Below are 15,376 nucleotides of genomic sequence, written 5' to 3'. Positions count from 1 at the left end.
TTTTTCAACAAATAAAGCGCATCAAATAAAACCCTAAAGTCACACATCTAAAGTAAAAAAAAGGAGCATCATGCTCCTTTTTTATGTAATAGACTTAAGAAACTAATCTGGGTTTAGCAGCCACTTGATCAGACTTTTTTTCAAATTTCAGCACTCCATCTTCAAATGAAGCATGCTTTAATTCTTTACGATCTGCCAAATAGTTATTGCTGACTTTCCACGGTGCATGTTTACCCTGTTTTGGCATCACATCTGCTGCACGTGCAATATAGCCTGAAGTCAAGCTTCCCATTACTGTATCTTCTAACAACTCGGTCGCATCGCCTTGTGGAATCACTTGGTTATAACCATTTTGATCCATATAGTTAATCAATTTACAGATGTATTCAGAAGCAATATCCACTTTTAAAGTCCATGAAGCATTAATATAGCCAATAATCATCGCCATATTGGGTACATCACTGACCATAACACCACGATATAACATATGTTTTGAGGTATTCAGTGGCTGTCCATCGATTGTGGCACTAATGCCGCCTAAAATTTGAATGTTGAGACCTGTAGCAGAAATTACTACATCTGCATCAAGATGTTTACCTGATTTCAATTGAATGCCATTTTCAGTAAAACTTTCAATTTGATCGGTTTCAACAGATGCACGGCCATCGCGTAAAATTTTAAACAAATCACCATCTGGCACCACACAAAGGCGCTGATCCCAAGGATTGTAATCTGGGGTAAAGTGCTTCATATCCACTTTACCTTTCAACTGCAACTCAATTGATTTTAATAAAAATTTACGGAGTAATTTAGGTTGCTTTTGTGCAACAGCATAAACAGCCCGTTGGACACCGATATTTCGTGCACGGGTCAGTTTATAAGCAACATCTTCAGGCAATACTTTACGCATCTTGTCATAAATGATGTCAATAGAAGGTACTGAGGCAATATAGGTTGGAGAACGCTGTAGCATGGTCACATGCCCTGCACCGCCTTTTGCCATAGCTGGTACCAATGTAATCGCTGTTGCTCCACTGCCAATAATCACCACTTTTTTGCCTGCATAATTAAAATTTTCAGGCCAATGTTGTGGATGAATGAAGGTACCTTTAAAGTTTTTCTGCCCTTTAAACTCAGGTTGGAAACCTTGGTCATAATTATAATAACCCGTACAGCCAAAGACGAAATTTGCAACCCAGGTTTGTTGTTTCTTCTTCGCATCTTCAATAACAACAGACCATTTACGAGTCAGTGAGTCGTAATTTGCACTCACAACACGATGTTGAAAATGAATTTTTTCTTTGATCTTATATTCATCAATCACTTCAGAAAGATAGCCTTTAATCGAAGACCCATCAGCAAGCACACTAGATTTTTTCCACGGCTTAAAATTGAAGCCAAAAGTTGACATATCCGAATCAGAACGAATACCCGGATATTTAAAAAGATCCCATGTACCACCGAAACTTTCACGTCGTTCAATAATTTCAAATGAACGATTTGGACAATTTTTTGAAAGATGAGCAGCCAAACCTACACCAGAGATCCCTGCACCTACAATGAGAATATCAACTTGTTTTTCCATGTTGTTCTTTTAACCTATCTTAGATTTATATTTATTAAATCACATTTTTGACAATGCACAATGTCAAGTTTAAGCAAAAGGCGATTTATTTTTATCTTTTAAGGACAAATTGAATTATTGTCTAACAATATACAGCCAATACAAAACTGCAGGCATTAAAAAAGGTCGGTTAAAAACCGACCTTTTTTAGAACAACGTACGCTGCTCTTCACGAAATTAGTTAACTTCGCGATCTACTAGCTCAACGTAAGCCATCGGTGCAGCATCACCTGCACGGAAGCCCGCTTTAAGAACACGTAGATAACCGCCGTTACGTTCTTTGTAACGAGGGCCAAGAACGGTAAATAATTTACCAACAGTTGCAGCTGAACGAGTACGAGCAAACGCTAAACGACGGTTTGCTACAGAATCGACTTTAGCTAAAGTGATTAAAGGCTCAGCAACACGACGTAATTCTTTTGCTTTAGGAACAGTAGTTTTAATTAACTCGTGTTCGAACAAAGAATTAGCCATGTTTTGGAACATCGCTTTACGATGACTGCTTGTACGGCCTAATTTCACACCACTATTACGATGACGCATGGTGATAGTCCTACTTAATTAACGGCTACGATAAGCAAAGCGATCGTCCATGCGGAGGCTAGCCGGTGGCCAGTTCTCTAAACGCATGCCCAATTGCAAGCCTTTCGATGCCAGAACATCTTTAATCTCAGTCAACGATTTTTTACCTAAGTTAGGAGTTTTAAGCAACTCAACTTCAGTACGTTGAACAAGATCGCCAATGTAGTAAATATTTTCTGCTTTCAAACAGTTAGCAGAACGAACAGTAAGCTCTAGATCATCTACTGGACGAAGCAAAATCGGATCAACTTCTTCACGAGGTTCTTGAGCAACTGGTGCTTGATCTTTCTGAAGATCAACAAAAATTGCAATTTGTTGTTGCAAGATTGTTGCCGCTTTGCGGATTGCTTCTTCAGGATCAACAGTACCGTTGGTTTCAAGATCAATGATCAATTTATCAAGGTCAGTACGTTGTTCTACACGAGCGTTTTCCACTGTGTAAGACACACGTTTGATTGGGCTGTAAGAAGCATCTAATTGTAAACGACCCACTGGGCGAGTTTCGCCTTCAGGGAAGCGTGAATCAGAAGTCTCATAACCACGACCTTGAGAAACTTTCAGGCGCATTTTTAATGAGCCAGAAGCACTTAAAGTACCGATCAAGTGTTCAGGGTTAACCACTTCAACATTGTGTGGTAAACGAAGGTCAGCGGCTGTAACGTCGCCAGGACCTTGTTTTTCCAATGTCAGATAAGCTTCATTTTGATCGAACAGCTTAATAGACAATCCTTTTAGGTTCAGCAAGAGCTCGACGATGTCCTGCTGCAAGCCTTCCAAAGTACTGTACTCGTGCTCGACACCTTCAATCTCTACTTCAACCACGGCTGCGCCAGGTAAAGAAGACAAAAGGATACGACGTAAAGCATTACCAAGAGTATGACCAAAGCCACGCTCTAATGGTTCTAGAATAACTTTTGCCGAGGTCCCGCTTGCCGCTTCGACCTTGATCGCTTGCGGAGTTAGAAACTCATTTGCAGTACGCGTCATTATTGCTACCTCAAGGATTATTTAGAATACAATTCTACAATCAAGCTTTCGTTGATTTCAGCAGGTAAATCAGAACGATCTGGTGCAGCTTTGAACGTACCTTCCAATTTAGAATGATCAATTTCAATCCAAGCTGGAATGCCACGTTGAGTCGCTAACTCAACTGCGTTTTTGATACGCAATTGTTGTTTAGCACCTTCGTGAACTGCAACAACGTCACCAGCTTTAACTTGGATAGACGCGATGTTAACACGACGACCATTTAAAGTGATTGAACGGTGAGATACAAGCTGACGAGCTTCTGCACGTGTAGAACCAAAACCCATGCGATAAACAACGTTATCTAGACGGCTTTCAAGAAGTTTCAACAAGTTTTCACCTGTTGCGCCTTTAACACGAGCAGCTTCTTTGTAGTAGTTACTAAATTGACGCTCTAAAACACCGTACATACGACGTACTTTTTGTTTTTCACGTAATTGTAGTGAGTACTCAGATTGTTTGCCGCCACGAGCGCCACCATGTTGGCCAGGTGCTTTAGCAGCTTTTTTTGTTTTGACGTCAAATGGTTTAACGCCAGATTTTAATTGCAGGTCTGTCCCTTCGCGGCGAGAGAGTTTGCATTTTGGACCAATATAACGAGCCATGAATGTTTCTCCTTACACGCGACGTTTTTTAGGTGGACGGCAACCGTTGTGCGGGATTGGCGTCACATCGGTAATGCTGTTAATTTTATAACCCACTGCACCTAAAGCACGAACCGCAGATTCACGACCTGGACCAGGACCTTTTACAAGGACGTCCAAGTTTTTCAAACCGTAATCTAAAGCAGCTTTACCAGCAACTTCAGCAGCTACCTGAGCAGCAAACGGAGTTGATTTACGTGATCCACGGAAGCCTTGTCCACCAGAGGTAGCCCAAGCCAGTGCATTACCTTGACGATCGGTAATAGTCACAATGGTGTTATTAAAAGAAGCGTGAATGTGTGCAACACCTTCAGAGACGGTACGAGTGACCTTCTTGCGTGTGCGAGTATCTTTAGCCATCTTTTAGCTTCCAGAAATCTTATTTCTTAATAGGTTTGCGCGGACCTTTACGGGTACGTGCGTTAGTTTTGGTGCGTTGACCACGGACAGGCAAGCTGCGACGATGACGAAGACCGCGGTAGCAGCCTAAATCCATTAAACGTTTAATGTTCATGGAAATTTCGCGACGTAAATCACCTTCGGTAGGAACCTTAGTAACTTCTGCACGAATCGCATCAAGCTGAGCGTCATCTAATTCACGAATTTTAGTTGTTGGTGCAATACCAGCAGCAGCTAAGATAGCTTTTGCAGTGTGGCGACCAATACCAAAAATGTACGTTAGAGAGATAACAGCATGCTTGTTATCCGGAATGTTTACACCGGCAATACGAGCCATTCAATTTTCTCCAAAAAGGCAGTTAAGATAATCAACCGCCCGACAAAATCTTTGAGGGGCGGATAATAACCTAATTAGCCTACTGAAATCAACAGGTCTTGATCAGATTAACCTTGACGCTGCTTATGACGAGGTTCTGCGCTGCAAATTACGCGAATAACCCCATTACGACGGATAACTTTACAGCTACCACAAATTTTCTTTACAGAAGCTTGAACTTTCATAATGAAACCTCTAAGTGCGCTTATCCTTTCGGATGAGCAGTCGTTTTACGCATTAACGATTGATTGTCATATTGATGCGATGTGAGATGAGCTTGGAGCTGAGCCATAAAGTCCATCACCACCACCACTACGATCAGTAAAGACGTACCACCTAAGCTAAATGGAATACCAAATGAGCTTTGTAGAATCATCGGCATTAAACAGATGATTGTGATATAAACCGCGCCAATAAAAGTCAAACGATTCAAAATATGATCTAAATAGCGTGCAGTTTGCTCACCAGGACGAATACCCGGTACATAAGCACCACTACGTTTTAAATTCTCTGACACTTCTTTCGGACTAAATACTAGCGCAGTATAGAAGTAACAGAAGAAGATAATTAATGCACCAAATAGCACCAAATACATCGGTTGACCCGGCGACAATACGAGTGCCAAATCTTGTAGGCCACGTTTAATCACGCCAGCATTTGGGTCTGCACTGCCAACCCATTGCCCTAAGCTCGCTGGGAACAATAGCAATGAACTCGCAAAAATTGCAGGAATCACACCCGCCATATTAATTTTTAATGGCAAATGTGTTTGCTGAGCAGTAAATACACGACGACCTTGCTGTTTTTGAGCATAGTTTACTGGAATGCGACGCTGCGCCTTCTCAATAAACACAATTGCTGCTAACACTGCAACAGATAGCAATGCAAAGATTGCAAGACCAATTAAACTTGATTGGCCATTATCTACTGAGGTTAAAGATTGCAGAACCAAGTTCGGCAAACCAGCAACGATACCAGCGAAGATGATCATGGAAATACCATTCCCTACTCCACGCTCAGTAATTTGCTCACCTAACCACATCAGGAACATTGTACCTGCAACCAAAGAAGTTACAGCAGGAACGTAAAAAGCAAGTCCACTAGTCAAAGTAATATTTTGACTAATCAGACCTGCACACATCCCAACGGCTTGCACAAGTGCAAGAAACAATGTGCCTTGTCGCGTATATTGATTGATCTTACGCTTACCTTGTTCGCCTTCTTTCTTTAAAGCTTCCAGCGAAGGAACAACCGTAGACATTAACTGCACGATAATCGATGCAGAGATATACGGCATAATCCCAAGAGCAAGAATTGACATACGCTCTAATGCACCACCTGAGAACATGTTAAACAAACCAAGGATCGTACCTTGGTTTGCATTAAACAGATTCTCTAGTGCGGCATTGTTAATGCCCGGTACTGGAATATGTGCTCCCAGTCGAAAAACCAACAACGCCCCGATGAGGAACATCATACGGCGAATAATTTCACGATATTTCACATGAAAAGGTTGGCCTTTCATCATGTTAACATGACCTGTCGAACTAGGAGTCATAGACACTGGGGATTACTCCTCGACTTTACCGCCAGCAGCTTCAACAGCAGCTTTAGCGCCTTTAGTCAATGCAACACCTTGAACAGTGAATGCACGAGTAATTTCACCAGAAAGTACGATGCGTGCACGCAACATATCTTTACGTACAACGTTAGCAGCTTTTAAAGTTTCAAGAGACACGATGTCGCCTTCAACTTTAGCAAGTTCTGATAAACGTACTTCAGCAGTTTTCAAAGCCATTTGGCTAGTGAAACCGAATTTAGGTAAACGACGGTATAACGCAGTTTGACCACCTTCGAAACCAGGACGTGTACCACCGCTCTTACGTGAGTTTTGACCTTTGACACCACGGCCACCAGTCTTACCAACGCCAGAACCGATACCACGGCCTAAACGAAGGTTGTCACGCTTAGCACCTTCTGCAGGTGCAATTGTATTTAAACGCAGAGTCATGGCTTATTCCTCTACACTAACCATATAGTAAACTTGGTTGATCATACCACGGTTAGAAGGCGTATCTTGCACTTCAACTGTATGACCAATACGACGCAGACCTAAACCTTTAAGGCTAAGCTTGTGATTTTTCAAGCGGTGCGATGAAGATTTAGTCTGGGTAACTTTAATCGTTTTCATGATTGATTACCCTTGAATTTGTGCTACTGATAAACCACGTTTCGCAGCAACTTTCTCAGGAGAAGTCATATCACGCAAACCGTTAAAAGTTGCGTTTACTACGTTAGCAGCGTTAGTAGAACCATAACACTTAGTTAATACGTTACGTACACCTACAGCTTCTAAAACTGCACGCATAGCGCCACCAGCAATTACACCAGTACCTTCAGAAGCAGGTTGCATGTAAACGCGGCTTGCACCGTGACGAGCATTGATAGGGTGCTGAACAGTACCGTCAACAAGGTCAACAGTAATCATGTTGCGACGAGCAGCTTCAAGTGCTTTAGAAATAGCAGCTGGAACTTCACGTGCTTTACCACGACCAAAACCTACGCGACCATTACCATCACCCACAACAGTTAATGCTGTGAAAGAGAAGATACGACCACCCTTAACAACTTTGGCTACACGATCAACGGCAACCAGCTTTTCAACAAGACCTTCGTTTTGTTCAACTTTAGCCATGATTAGAACTCCAAGCCGTTTTCACGAGCAGCATCAGCCAAGGCTTTGATACGACCATGATATTTGAAACCAGAACGGTCAAATGCAACTTTAGTTACACCAGCCGCTTTAGCACGTTCTGCAATTAAAGCACCAACTTTCTGAGCCGATTCAACGTTACCAGTAGTACCAGCACGTAGAGTAGCGTCTAAAGTAGAAGCTTGCGCTAATACTTTGCCACCATCTGCAGAGATAACTTGAGCATAGATGTGACGCGGAGTGCGGTTTACACACAAACGAGTCGCACCCAATGCACGGATGTGCAAGCGTGTGCTTTTCGCACGACGCAAACGGGATTGTTTCTTTTCGTTCATAAGAACCTCGCGCCTTATTTCTTCTTAGCTTCTTTACGAAGTACAACTTCGTCAGAATAACGAACACCTTTACCTTTATAAGGCTCTGGCGGACGGTAACCACGGATTTCTGCAGCAACTTGACCTAATTTAGCTTTATCAGCAGATTTAAGTACAATTTCAGTTGCAGTAGGAGTTTCTGCAGTTACACCTTCAGGAAGGTTGTAGTCGATCGGGTGAGAGAAACCAAGGTTAAGGTTAACAATGTTACCTTTAACCGCAGCTTTATAACCAACACCGATAAGCTGTAACTTACGTTCGAAACCTTCGTTAACACCTTTTACAAGGTTGTTAAGCACAGCGCGAGCAGTACCAGCTTGCATCCAAGCATCTTTAGATTCAGCTTTAGGAGCAATAACTAGAGTACCGTCTTCCTGTTTTAGCTCGACCAGCGCATGCAGGTTGAAAGACAATGTACCTTTGCTGCCTTTCACTTCGACCTGCCGGCCGTTCTGAGTAACTGTAACACCGTTAGGTACAGTTACTGGGGCTTTAGCCACACGAGACATGAGGAATCACCTATTAAGAAACAAAAGCAATAACTTCACCACCGATACCTGCAGCACGTGCAGCGCGATCAGTCATGATGCCTTTGCTTGTAGAAACAATTGCAATACCTAAACCTTGCTTAACGCTAGGAAGTGCATCTTTACCGCGATATTGACGTAGACCAGGACGGCTTACGCGTTTCACAGTATCGATAACTGGTTTGCCTTCGAAATATTTTAAAGTAATCGTTAAAGTCGCTTTGCCTTCATTGTCAGCAACAGCTACATCAGCGATATAACCTTCTTGTTGAAGTACGTTAGCAATCGCAACTTTCAACTTTGAGTTTGGCATAGAAACAGTTTGTTTCTTTGCCATTTGTGCGTTACGAACACGTGTTAGCATGTCGGCAACGGTATCTTGCATACTCATTTATAGTGCTCCTTACCAGCTTGCCTTAACAACGCCCGGTACATCACCTTGCATTACTGTTTCACGTAATTTGTTACGGCTTAAGCCGAACTTACGGAAGTAACCATGAGGACGACCAGTTAAACCACAACGGTTACGTAGACGTACTGGAGACGCATTACGTGGTAATGCTTGAAATTTCATCATCGCTTCGAAACGTTCTTCGTCTGATGCATTAACGTTTGCGATAATTGCTTTTAATTCAGCACGTTTCGCAGCGTATTTAGCAACAGTAGCTTCGCGTTTCAATTCGCGATTAATCATACCTTTCTTAGCCATATCGACCTCTTATTTGAACGGGAAGCCGAATGCACGCATAAGCGCACGGCCTTCGTCATCGGTGCGAGCAGTCGTAGTGATGGTAATGTCCATACCACGAATACGATCAATCTTATCAAAATCGATTTCAGGGAACATGATTTGTTCCTTAAGACCCATTGAGTAGTTACCACGACCATCGAATGATTTCGCAGAGAAACCACGGAAGTCACGGATACGAGGGATCGCGATAGAGATCAAACGGTCTAAGAATTCGTACATACGTTCGCCGCGTAAAGTAACTTTACAGCCGATCGGCCAACCATCACGGATTTTGAAACCAGCGATAGATTTACGAGCTAAAGTAAGTACTGGTTTTTGACCAGCAATTGCTTGCATATCAGAAAGAGCGCCATCTAACAATTTCTTGTCAGCTGATGCAGCACCAACACCCATGTTGATGGTGATTTTTGTAATGCGAGGAATATCCATCACATTCTTAACGCCCAATGTTTCTTTTAATTGAGCCTTAAGTTCGTCGTTGTAACGCGTTTTAAGTCTGGCCATTGCCTAGTCAACCTATTACTTCGCTACCGCCACTGATTCACCATTAGATTTGAATACGCGAGTTTTCACGCCTTCAATCACTTGGTAACCAACACGGTCAGCCTTTTGGGTTGTAGCATTAAAAATTGCCACGTTAGAGATATGAAGCTCAGCTTCTTGAGTTACGATGCCGCCTTCAGCGCCAGTAGCTCGGTTAGGCTTTTGATGCTTCGTTACCAAGTTAAGGCCTTCAACCTTAACACGGTCATTTGAAACAGACAAAACAGTACCTTGTTTGCCTTTTTCTTTACCTGCGATAACAATTACTTGATCGCCCTTTTTAATCTTAGCCATGAGTGCCTCTTATAGAACTTCAGGAGCCAATGAAATAATTTTCATGAACTGTTCAGTACGAAGTTCACGAGTCACTGGTCCGAAAATACGAGTTGCAATCGGCGCTTTGTTGTTGTTCAAAATAACAGCTGCGTTATCGTCGAAACGAATAACTGAACCATCTGCACGACGGATGCCGAATTTTGTACGTACAACTACAGCATTCATCACGTCACCTTTTTTAACACGTGCGCGTGGAATAGCTTCTTTTACAGTAACTTTAATAATGTCGCCAACAGAAGCATAACGACGATGTGAACCACCAAGTACTTTAATACATTGTACGCGGCGAGCACCACTGTTGTCTGCTACGTCGAGCATACTTTCGGTTTGAATCATTGCCCTACTCCAAAACCGAGCATCACCGGTCGCAATTTCGAAAGGCTCAAAGAGTACTCGAAATTGACCGATGATGCAAGAACGTTTAATTACTCAGCAGCAGCTTCAACAACTTCAACTAAAGTCCAAGACTTAGTTTTAGAAATTGGGCGGCTTTCTTTGATGCTTACTACGTCGCCAACTTTAGCAACATTGTTTTCATCATGAGCGTGTAATTTAGTTGAACGGCGGATTGATTTGCCATACAACGGGTGTTGAACGCGGCGTTCGATAAGAACAACGATAGACTTGTCCATCTTGTCGCTAACTACTTTACCGGTTAACGTGCGAACTGTTTGTTCACTCATTGTCCGTTCCCCTGTTTTTCGGTAAGGAGGGTCTTAATACGAGCAATTGTCTTACGAGTAAGCGCAACTTCGTGCGATTTACCCAATTGACCAGTTGCTTTCGCCATACGAAGACGGAATTGGTTAAGCTGTTGCTCATCAAGCAAAGCTGTCAACTCTTCTACCGACTTTTCACGTAGATCATTAGTTTTCATTACATTACCGTCCGAGTCACGATAGTGGTTTTAAACGGAAGTTTTGCAGCAGCAAGCGTAAACGCTTCGCGAGCAAGTTCTTCGTTAACACCATCAATTTCGTACAAGACTTTACCTGGTTTGATTTGGCAAACCCAGTATTCCACAGAACCTTTACCTTTACCCATACGAACTTCTAATGGTTTTTCAGTAATTGGTTTGTCTGGGAAAACACGGATAAAGATCTTACCACCACGTTTAATACGACGGCTGATTGTACGACGCGCTGCTTCAATTTGACGTGCGGTCATTTGACCACGTTCAACTGATTTAAGTGCAATAGTACCAAAAGATACTGAGCTACCGCGATGTGCTAGACCAGTGTTACGGCCTTTTTGCACTTTACGGAATTTAGTACGTTTAGGTTGTAACATGGATTATTCTCCTTTTTCAGCAGAACGATCATTGCGACGACCACGACGCTCTTGACCTTCACCACGACCACGGCCACGTTTAGCTGGACGTTCTTCAGCTGGAGCTGGGTTCATGACTTGTTTCATGCCGCCCAAGATCTCACCACGGAAGATCCATACTTTAACGCCGATCGTACCGTAAGTAGTCTCAGCACGCATAGTAGCATAGTCGATGTCAGCACGAAGAGTATGAAGAGGTACACGACCTTCACGATACCATTCAGTACGAGCAATCTCAGCACCACCTAGACGGCCTGAAACTTCTACTTTGATACCTTTAGCACCAGCACGCATAGAGTTTTGAACCGCACGCTTCATAGCACGACGGAACATTACACGTTTTTCTAATTGAGAAGCGATTGCTTCAGCAACTAAACGAGCGTCTAAATCTGGGCGATCGATTTCGTTGATACTTACTTGCGCAGGAACACCCATAATGGCTGTTAATTCGCGTTGTAATTTCTCAATGTCTTCGCCTTTTTTACCGATCACGATACCAGGACGTGCAGTGCTAATAGTTACTTTAGCTGCGCCTGTAGGGCGTTCGATAAGAATATTGCTAACCATCGCATTCTTAAGTTTTTTAGTTAAAAACTCACGAACTTGAAGATCTTTTAGCAAATATTCAGCATATTGTTTCGGATTCGCATACCAGTTAGCGTTATGACGTTTCACAACACCTAGGCGGATACCGATTGGATGAACCTTCTGACCCATATCAAACCCCTACCTTAACGGTAATGTGACAAGTACGCTTAGTAATACGATCTGCACGGCCTTTAGCACGTGGCAAAATACGTTTCAGGCTCATGCCTTCATCAACGTAGATCGTAGAAACTTTAAGGTCGTCTACATCTAAACTGTTATTGTGTTCAGCGTTTGCAATCGCAGATTCCAATGCTTTTTTAACTAAAACTGCAGCTTTTTTGTTGCTGAAGTTTAAGATATTTAAAGCATGCGCAACAGATTTGCCGCGAATTAGGTCTGCAACCAAACGTGCTTTTTGTGCCGAGATAGCGGCACCGCGTAATTTAGCAGTTACTTCCATCATAGCACCTATTAACGTTTAGACTTCTTGTCAACACCGTGACCACGATAGGTACGAGTTGGCGCGAATTCACCTAATTTATGACCAACCATATGCTCAGATACGATCACTGGAACATGGTTACGGCCATTGTGTACAGAAATTGTTAGACCAACAAAATCCGGTAAGATCATCGAACGACGCGACCAAGTTTTGATCGGCTTACGGTTATTAGCCGCGATAGCCGCTTCAACCTTAGCGAACAAGTGCGCATCGACGAATGGGCCTTTTTTCAGAGAACGAGGCATTGTCAGATTCCTTTACTTGTTACTTAACGCGACGGTCGCGAATGATCATCTTAGTCGTACGCTTGTTGGTACGTGTTTTGTACCCTTTAGCTTTTTGACCCCATGGACTTACAGGTTGAATACCTTTGTTACGTCCTTCACCACCACCATGTGGATGGTCTACTGGGTTCATCGCCATACCACGTACGGTAGGACGAACGCCACGCCAGCGTGATGCACCTGCTTTACCAAGTGAACGAAGGTTGCTTTCTGAGTTAGAAACTTCACCTAACACAGCACGGCATTCAACGTGTACTTTACGCATTTCGCCTGAACGAAGACGAATAATAGCGTAAGAACCGTCACGACCCAACAATTGAGCAGATGTACCAGCAGAACGTACTAATTGTGCGCCTTTACCGATTTTAAGCTCGATGTTGTGAAGAGTAGAACCGATAGGCATGTTGCGAAGTGGCAAGCAGTTACCTGGACGGATTGGAGCATCGTTACCAGATTGAACTTGATCACCAGCGCGAAGGCCTTTAGGTGCAATAATATAGCGACGTTCACCGTCAGCATATTTCAATAAAGCAATATGAGCTGTACGGTTTGGATCGTATTCAATACGCTCAACTACAGCAGGGATGCTGTCTTTGTTACGTTTGAAGTCTACGATACGGTAGTGCTGTTTATGACCACCACCAACGTGACGAGTTGTAATGTGACCGTTGTTATTACGACCGCCAGTACGTTTTTTAGCTTCAACCAACGGAGCATATGGCGCGCCTTTGTGAAGGTGGTTATGAACCACTTTCTCTACAAAGCGACGTCCTGGAGACGTTGGCTTACATTTTTGAATCGGCATAATTTTCGTCCTTATTCCGCTGCGTTTTCAGCGGTATCGCCCAAGTCAGCCATTTCAACATCTTGGCCAGCTTTCAGGGTGACGTATGCTTTTTTAACATCAGAACGACGTCCTAATGTTTTACCAAAGCGTTTAGTCTTACCTTTAGTGATCGTTGTGTTAACTTTAACAACTTCTACACCAAATAGTTGCTCAACAGCTTTTTTGATCTCAAGTTTGTTTGCATCTAGTGCAACTTTGAACACTTGAACACCAGCAGTTTCGCCTAAAACTTGTGCTTTTTCTGAGAATACAGGTCCTTGTAGGACTTGATAGATACGTTCGTTGTTCATCCGAGTTCTACCTCAATTTTCTTAGCAGCAGCAACAGACATAACAACTTTATCGAACGCGATCAAGCTAACAGGATCGATTGCAGCAGCATCAACCACATCAACGTGTGGAATGTTGCGAGCAGCAAGATACAAGTTCTCATCAACAGCATCTGTAACGATTAATGCACGAGGTGCATTCAAGTCGTTAAGTTTTGCAAGCAATTCTTTAGTTTTTGGAGCTGCAACTGCAATCTCTTCAACTAAAACAAGGCGATCTTGACGAACAAGCTCAGCCAGGATGCATTGCATAGCACCGCGATACATTTTACGGTTTACTTTTTGAGACCAGTCTTGTGGACGAGCAGCAAAAGTTTTACCACCGCCAACCCAGATTGGGCTACGAATAGAACCAGCACGAGCGCGGCCAGTACCTTTTTGACGGAAAGGTTTTTTACCACCGCCAGAAACGTCAGCACGTGATTTTTGCGCTTTAGAACCTTGACGACCACCAGCTAAGTAAGCTGTAACAACTTGGTGTACAAGAGCTTCGTTAAAATCACGACCAAACGCAACTTCAGATAACTCAACAGCAGAGCCGGAAACAGTATTTAAATTCACGTTATTTCCCCTCAGGCCTTGATAGTAGGACGAACAGTAACGTCGCCACCAGTAGCACCAGGAACCGCGCCTTTAACAACTAGAACTGAACGTTCTGCGTCGATAGCAACGATTTCAAGACCCTGTGTAGTTACACGTTCAGCACCTAAGTGACCAGGCATTTTTTTGCCTTTGAACACGCGACCAGGAGTCTGGTTTTGACCTGTAGAACCGATAACACGGTGAGATACAGAGTTACCATGTGTAGCGTCTTGAGTACGGAAGTTCCAACGCTTAACACCACCTTGGAAACCTTTACCTTTAGATGTACCAGTAACGTCAACAATTTGACCCACTGTGAACACATCCACACCGATAGTTCCGCCAACTTCACGACCTTCAAGATCAGCTTCTGTAGCGCGGAATTCTTGAACTAGACGACCAGCAGCTACACCAGCTTTCGCAAAGTGACCTTTCTGAGCGTTAGTTACGCGAGATTCGCGACGTTCACCAGTAGTGATTTGAATCGCTTGATAACCATCAGTTTCAAGCGTTTTGATTTGTGTGATGCGGTTAGGATCAACCTCAATCACTGTTACAGGTACAGAAACACCAGCATCTGTAAAGATACGTGTCATACCGCACTTGCGACCGACTAAACCAATAGCCATGTGCATAAACCTCTAAAAAAGCGGCCTAATTAACTTAGAGCGTTAATTAACCGAAAGCCTTAACCCAAAGCGATCTGAACATCAACACCAGCTGCAAGATCTAACTTCATCAATGCATCAACAGTTTTATCTGTAGGTTGAACGATGTCGATCAAACGTTTGTAAGTGCGGATCTCGTATTGGTCACGCGCATCTTTGTTAACGTGTGGTGATGTCAAAACGTTAAAACGTTCGATACGTGTAGGCATCGGGATTGGACCACAAACTTGTGCACCAGTACGTTTTGCTGTTTCTACGATTTCTTGAGCTGATTGATCAATTAGACGGTGATCAAAAGACTTAAGACGGATACGAATTCTCTGGTTAGACATACCAGTTAACTCCAAGCCAAA

General features: G+C 43.1%; 29 protein-coding genes. All 29 read right to left on the bottom strand.

From position 1 onward, the window contains the following. Positions 1–94 precede the first annotated feature (94 nt). The 29 genes from FTU65_RS01190 to rpsJ all read right to left on the bottom strand — a co-directional run bounded on the left by FTU65_RS01190 (position 95) and on the right by rpsJ (position 15,355). The gene (locus tag FTU65_RS01190; RefSeq protein WP_180064815.1) at positions 95–1,585 is read right to left on the bottom strand and encodes an NAD(P)/FAD-dependent oxidoreductase; all 1,491 of its coding nucleotides are present in this window, start codon (positions 1,583–1,585) and stop codon (positions 95–97) included. Positions 1,586–1,801: 216 nt separating this feature from the next. Next, positions 1,802–2,167 (bottom strand): 50S ribosomal protein L17, encoded by a 366-nt coding sequence (gene rplQ / locus FTU65_RS01185; protein WP_005012953.1) that lies wholly within the window; start codon positions 2,165–2,167, stop codon positions 1,802–1,804. A gap of 18 nt (positions 2,168–2,185) precedes the next feature. Then, on the bottom strand, positions 2,186–3,193 hold the full coding sequence (locus tag FTU65_RS01180) for a DNA-directed RNA polymerase subunit alpha (RefSeq protein WP_004650465.1): 1,008 nt from the start codon (positions 3,191–3,193) through the stop codon (positions 2,186–2,188). A gap of 17 nt (positions 3,194–3,210) precedes the next feature. Then, positions 3,211–3,837: a 30S ribosomal protein S4 gene (rpsD, locus tag FTU65_RS01175; RefSeq protein ID WP_078189268.1), complete on the bottom strand. Its 627-nt coding sequence runs from the start codon at positions 3,835–3,837 to the stop codon at positions 3,211–3,213. A 12-nt stretch (positions 3,838–3,849) separates the two neighbouring features. Further along, a complete protein-coding gene (gene rpsK, locus FTU65_RS01170) occupies positions 3,850–4,236 on the bottom strand; it encodes a 30S ribosomal protein S11 (protein WP_001040166.1) in 387 nt (128 codons plus the stop codon). A gap of 19 nt (positions 4,237–4,255) precedes the next feature. Then, complete coding sequence (gene rpsM / locus FTU65_RS01165) at positions 4,256–4,612, bottom strand: 30S ribosomal protein S13 (protein WP_078189269.1); 357 nt, start codon at positions 4,610–4,612, stop codon at positions 4,256–4,258. Between the two features lie 107 nt (positions 4,613–4,719). After that, the gene (gene rpmJ, locus FTU65_RS01160) at positions 4,720–4,836 is read right to left on the bottom strand and encodes a 50S ribosomal protein L36 (protein ID WP_000867907.1); all 117 of its coding nucleotides are present in this window, start codon (positions 4,834–4,836) and stop codon (positions 4,720–4,722) included. A 20-nt stretch (positions 4,837–4,856) separates the two neighbouring features. Continuing rightward, a complete protein-coding gene (gene secY / locus FTU65_RS01155) occupies positions 4,857–6,176 on the bottom strand; it encodes a preprotein translocase subunit SecY (RefSeq protein ID WP_171263746.1) in 1,320 nt (439 codons plus the stop codon). Positions 6,177–6,221: 45 nt separating this feature from the next. Continuing rightward, entirely contained in the window at positions 6,222–6,662 is a 441-nt protein-coding gene (rplO, locus tag FTU65_RS01150) for a 50S ribosomal protein L15 (protein WP_078189271.1), read from the bottom strand. Between the two features lie 3 nt (positions 6,663–6,665). Continuing rightward, entirely contained in the window at positions 6,666–6,842 is a 177-nt protein-coding gene (gene rpmD / locus FTU65_RS01145; protein ID WP_005012961.1) for a 50S ribosomal protein L30, read from the bottom strand. A 6-nt stretch (positions 6,843–6,848) separates the two neighbouring features. Further along, on the bottom strand, positions 6,849–7,346 hold the full coding sequence (rpsE, locus tag FTU65_RS01140) for a 30S ribosomal protein S5 (RefSeq protein ID WP_067762902.1): 498 nt from the start codon (positions 7,344–7,346) through the stop codon (positions 6,849–6,851). 2 nt (positions 7,347–7,348) lie between these two features. Continuing rightward, positions 7,349–7,699: a 50S ribosomal protein L18 gene (rplR, locus tag FTU65_RS01135; protein WP_067762903.1), complete on the bottom strand. Its 351-nt coding sequence runs from the start codon at positions 7,697–7,699 to the stop codon at positions 7,349–7,351. A gap of 14 nt (positions 7,700–7,713) precedes the next feature. Next, positions 7,714–8,247 carry a 50S ribosomal protein L6 gene (gene rplF / locus FTU65_RS01130; protein ID WP_078189272.1) on the bottom strand — a complete coding sequence of 178 codons (534 nt, stop codon included), beginning with the start codon at positions 8,245–8,247 and terminating at the stop codon, positions 7,714–7,716. 13 nt (positions 8,248–8,260) lie between these two features. Continuing rightward, positions 8,261–8,656: a 30S ribosomal protein S8 gene (rpsH, locus tag FTU65_RS01125; protein WP_078189273.1), complete on the bottom strand. Its 396-nt coding sequence runs from the start codon at positions 8,654–8,656 to the stop codon at positions 8,261–8,263. A gap of 12 nt (positions 8,657–8,668) precedes the next feature. Then, positions 8,669–8,974 carry a 30S ribosomal protein S14 gene (gene rpsN, locus FTU65_RS01120; RefSeq protein ID WP_067762906.1) on the bottom strand — a complete coding sequence of 102 codons (306 nt, stop codon included), beginning with the start codon at positions 8,972–8,974 and terminating at the stop codon, positions 8,669–8,671. 9 nt (positions 8,975–8,983) lie between these two features. Then, positions 8,984–9,520, bottom strand: a complete 537-nt coding sequence (gene rplE, locus FTU65_RS01115) for a 50S ribosomal protein L5 (RefSeq protein ID WP_067762907.1) — start codon at positions 9,518–9,520, stop codon at positions 8,984–8,986. 15 nt (positions 9,521–9,535) lie between these two features. Further along, positions 9,536–9,853, bottom strand: a complete 318-nt coding sequence (rplX, locus tag FTU65_RS01110; RefSeq protein WP_078189274.1) for a 50S ribosomal protein L24 — start codon at positions 9,851–9,853, stop codon at positions 9,536–9,538. A 9-nt stretch (positions 9,854–9,862) separates the two neighbouring features. Then, complete coding sequence (rplN, locus tag FTU65_RS01105) at positions 9,863–10,231, bottom strand: 50S ribosomal protein L14 (protein WP_005012978.1); 369 nt, start codon at positions 10,229–10,231, stop codon at positions 9,863–9,865. An 89-nt stretch (positions 10,232–10,320) separates the two neighbouring features. Beyond that, a complete protein-coding gene (rpsQ, locus tag FTU65_RS01100; RefSeq protein WP_078189275.1) occupies positions 10,321–10,578 on the bottom strand; it encodes a 30S ribosomal protein S17 in 258 nt (85 codons plus the stop codon). Then, positions 10,575–10,772, bottom strand: a complete 198-nt coding sequence (gene rpmC, locus FTU65_RS01095) for a 50S ribosomal protein L29 (RefSeq protein ID WP_005012982.1) — start codon at positions 10,770–10,772, stop codon at positions 10,575–10,577. The genes rpsQ and rpmC overlap by 4 nt, the downstream gene beginning before the upstream one ends. After that, positions 10,772–11,185: a 50S ribosomal protein L16 gene (gene rplP, locus FTU65_RS01090; RefSeq protein ID WP_068909575.1), complete on the bottom strand. Its 414-nt coding sequence runs from the start codon at positions 11,183–11,185 to the stop codon at positions 10,772–10,774. The genes rpmC and rplP overlap by 1 nt, the downstream gene beginning before the upstream one ends. 3 nt (positions 11,186–11,188) lie before the next feature. After that, on the bottom strand, positions 11,189–11,941 hold the full coding sequence (gene rpsC / locus FTU65_RS01085) for a 30S ribosomal protein S3 (RefSeq protein ID WP_078189277.1): 753 nt from the start codon (positions 11,939–11,941) through the stop codon (positions 11,189–11,191). 1 nt (position 11,942) lies between these two features. Further along, positions 11,943–12,272, bottom strand: a complete 330-nt coding sequence (gene rplV / locus FTU65_RS01080) for a 50S ribosomal protein L22 (RefSeq protein ID WP_035265103.1) — start codon at positions 12,270–12,272, stop codon at positions 11,943–11,945. An 11-nt stretch (positions 12,273–12,283) separates the two neighbouring features. Next, complete coding sequence (gene rpsS / locus FTU65_RS01075; RefSeq protein ID WP_004281508.1) at positions 12,284–12,559, bottom strand: 30S ribosomal protein S19; 276 nt, start codon at positions 12,557–12,559, stop codon at positions 12,284–12,286. Positions 12,560–12,578: 19 nt separating this feature from the next. Next, a complete protein-coding gene (gene rplB / locus FTU65_RS01070; protein ID WP_078189278.1) occupies positions 12,579–13,403 on the bottom strand; it encodes a 50S ribosomal protein L2 in 825 nt (274 codons plus the stop codon). 11 nt (positions 13,404–13,414) lie between these two features. Continuing rightward, the gene (rplW, locus tag FTU65_RS01065; protein WP_180064816.1) at positions 13,415–13,735 is read right to left on the bottom strand and encodes a 50S ribosomal protein L23; all 321 of its coding nucleotides are present in this window, start codon (positions 13,733–13,735) and stop codon (positions 13,415–13,417) included. Continuing rightward, a complete protein-coding gene (gene rplD / locus FTU65_RS01060) occupies positions 13,732–14,334 on the bottom strand; it encodes a 50S ribosomal protein L4 (protein ID WP_078189279.1) in 603 nt (200 codons plus the stop codon). Before rplD ends, rplW begins: the two co-directional genes overlap by 4 nt. An 11-nt stretch (positions 14,335–14,345) precedes the next feature. After that, positions 14,346–14,984 (bottom strand): 50S ribosomal protein L3, encoded by a 639-nt coding sequence (gene rplC, locus FTU65_RS01055; protein ID WP_078189280.1) that lies wholly within the window; start codon positions 14,982–14,984, stop codon positions 14,346–14,348. A gap of 59 nt (positions 14,985–15,043) precedes the next feature. Further along, a complete protein-coding gene (gene rpsJ / locus FTU65_RS01050) occupies positions 15,044–15,355 on the bottom strand; it encodes a 30S ribosomal protein S10 (protein ID WP_000070912.1) in 312 nt (103 codons plus the stop codon). Positions 15,356–15,376 lie beyond the last annotated feature (21 nt).

It is taken from the genome of Acinetobacter sp. YH12129 (genome assembly GCF_013418685.1).
Lineage (GTDB): Bacteria > Pseudomonadota > Gammaproteobacteria > Pseudomonadales > Moraxellaceae > Acinetobacter > Acinetobacter amyesii.
The sequence above is the reverse complement of the archived record's forward strand: the minus strand, read 5'-3'. Positions and strand labels throughout refer to the sequence as shown.

What these genes read in the sequence shown, in the direction of transcription:
- rpmJ (WP_000867907.1), bottom strand. Translation starts at nt 4,836, where the DNA reads ATGAAAGTTCAAGCTTCTGTAAAGAAAATTTGTGGTAGCTGTAAAGTT.
- FTU65_RS01190 (WP_180064815.1), bottom strand. Translation starts at nt 1,585, where the DNA reads ATGGAAAAACAAGTTGATATTCTCATTGTAGGTGCAGGGATCTCTGGT.
- rpsM (WP_078189269.1), bottom strand. Translation starts at nt 4,612, where the DNA reads ATGGCTCGTATTGCCGGTGTAAACATTCCGGATAACAAGCATGCTGTT.
- rpsJ (WP_000070912.1), bottom strand. Translation starts at nt 15,355, where the DNA reads ATGTCTAACCAGAGAATTCGTATCCGTCTTAAGTCTTTTGATCACCGT.
- rpsD (WP_078189268.1), bottom strand. Translation starts at nt 3,837, where the DNA reads ATGGCTCGTTATATTGGTCCAAAATGCAAACTCTCTCGCCGCGAAGGG.
- rplF (WP_078189272.1), bottom strand. Translation starts at nt 8,247, where the DNA reads ATGTCTCGTGTGGCTAAAGCCCCAGTAACTGTACCTAACGGTGTTACA.
- rpsS (WP_004281508.1), bottom strand. Translation starts at nt 12,559, where the DNA reads ATGCCTCGTTCTCTGAAAAAAGGCCCATTCGTCGATGCGCACTTGTTC.
- rplX (WP_078189274.1), bottom strand. Translation starts at nt 9,853, where the DNA reads ATGGCTAAGATTAAAAAGGGCGATCAAGTAATTGTTATCGCAGGTAAA.
- rplB (WP_078189278.1), bottom strand. Translation starts at nt 13,403, where the DNA reads ATGCCGATTCAAAAATGTAAGCCAACGTCTCCAGGACGTCGCTTTGTA.
- rpmD (WP_005012961.1), bottom strand. Translation starts at nt 6,842, where the DNA reads ATGAAAACGATTAAAGTTACCCAGACTAAATCTTCATCGCACCGCTTG.
- rpsC (WP_078189277.1), bottom strand. Translation starts at nt 11,941, where the DNA reads ATGGGTCAGAAGGTTCATCCAATCGGTATCCGCCTAGGTGTTGTGAAA.
- rpsE (WP_067762902.1), bottom strand. Translation starts at nt 7,346, where the DNA reads ATGGCTAAAGTTGAACAAAACGAAGGTCTTGTTGAAAAGCTGGTTGCC.
- rpsN (WP_067762906.1), bottom strand. Translation starts at nt 8,974, where the DNA reads ATGGCTAAGAAAGGTATGATTAATCGCGAATTGAAACGCGAAGCTACT.
- rplW (WP_180064816.1), bottom strand. Translation starts at nt 13,735, where the DNA reads ATGAACAACGAACGTATCTATCAAGTCCTACAAGGACCTGTATTCTCA.
- rpsK (WP_001040166.1), bottom strand. Translation starts at nt 4,236, where the DNA reads ATGGCTAAAGATACTCGCACACGCAAGAAGGTCACTCGTACCGTCTCT.
- rplQ (WP_005012953.1), bottom strand. Translation starts at nt 2,167, where the DNA reads ATGCGTCATCGTAATAGTGGTGTGAAATTAGGCCGTACAAGCAGTCAT.
- rplR (WP_067762903.1), bottom strand. Translation starts at nt 7,699, where the DNA reads ATGAACGAAAAGAAACAATCCCGTTTGCGTCGTGCGAAAAGCACACGC.
- rplO (WP_078189271.1), bottom strand. Translation starts at nt 6,662, where the DNA reads ATGACTCTGCGTTTAAATACAATTGCACCTGCAGAAGGTGCTAAGCGT.
- rpsQ (WP_078189275.1), bottom strand. Translation starts at nt 10,578, where the DNA reads ATGAGTGAACAAACAGTTCGCACGTTAACCGGTAAAGTAGTTAGCGAC.
- rplP (WP_068909575.1), bottom strand. Translation starts at nt 11,185, where the DNA reads ATGTTACAACCTAAACGTACTAAATTCCGTAAAGTGCAAAAAGGCCGT.
- rpsH (WP_078189273.1), bottom strand. Translation starts at nt 8,656, where the DNA reads ATGAGTATGCAAGATACCGTTGCCGACATGCTAACACGTGTTCGTAAC.
- FTU65_RS01180 (WP_004650465.1), bottom strand. Translation starts at nt 3,193, where the DNA reads ATGACGCGTACTGCAAATGAGTTTCTAACTCCGCAAGCGATCAAGGTC.
- secY (WP_171263746.1), bottom strand. Translation starts at nt 6,176, where the DNA reads ATGAAAGGCCAACCTTTTCATGTGAAATATCGTGAAATTATTCGCCGT.
- rplE (WP_067762907.1), bottom strand. Translation starts at nt 9,520, where the DNA reads ATGGCCAGACTTAAAACGCGTTACAACGACGAACTTAAGGCTCAATTA.
- rplN (WP_005012978.1), bottom strand. Translation starts at nt 10,231, where the DNA reads ATGATTCAAACCGAAAGTATGCTCGACGTAGCAGACAACAGTGGTGCT.
- rplV (WP_035265103.1), bottom strand. Translation starts at nt 12,272, where the DNA reads ATGGAAGTAACTGCTAAATTACGCGGTGCCGCTATCTCGGCACAAAAA.
- rplC (WP_078189280.1), bottom strand. Translation starts at nt 14,984, where the DNA reads ATGGCTATTGGTTTAGTCGGTCGCAAGTGCGGTATGACACGTATCTTT.
- rpmC (WP_005012982.1), bottom strand. Translation starts at nt 10,772, where the DNA reads ATGAAAACTAATGATCTACGTGAAAAGTCGGTAGAAGAGTTGACAGCT.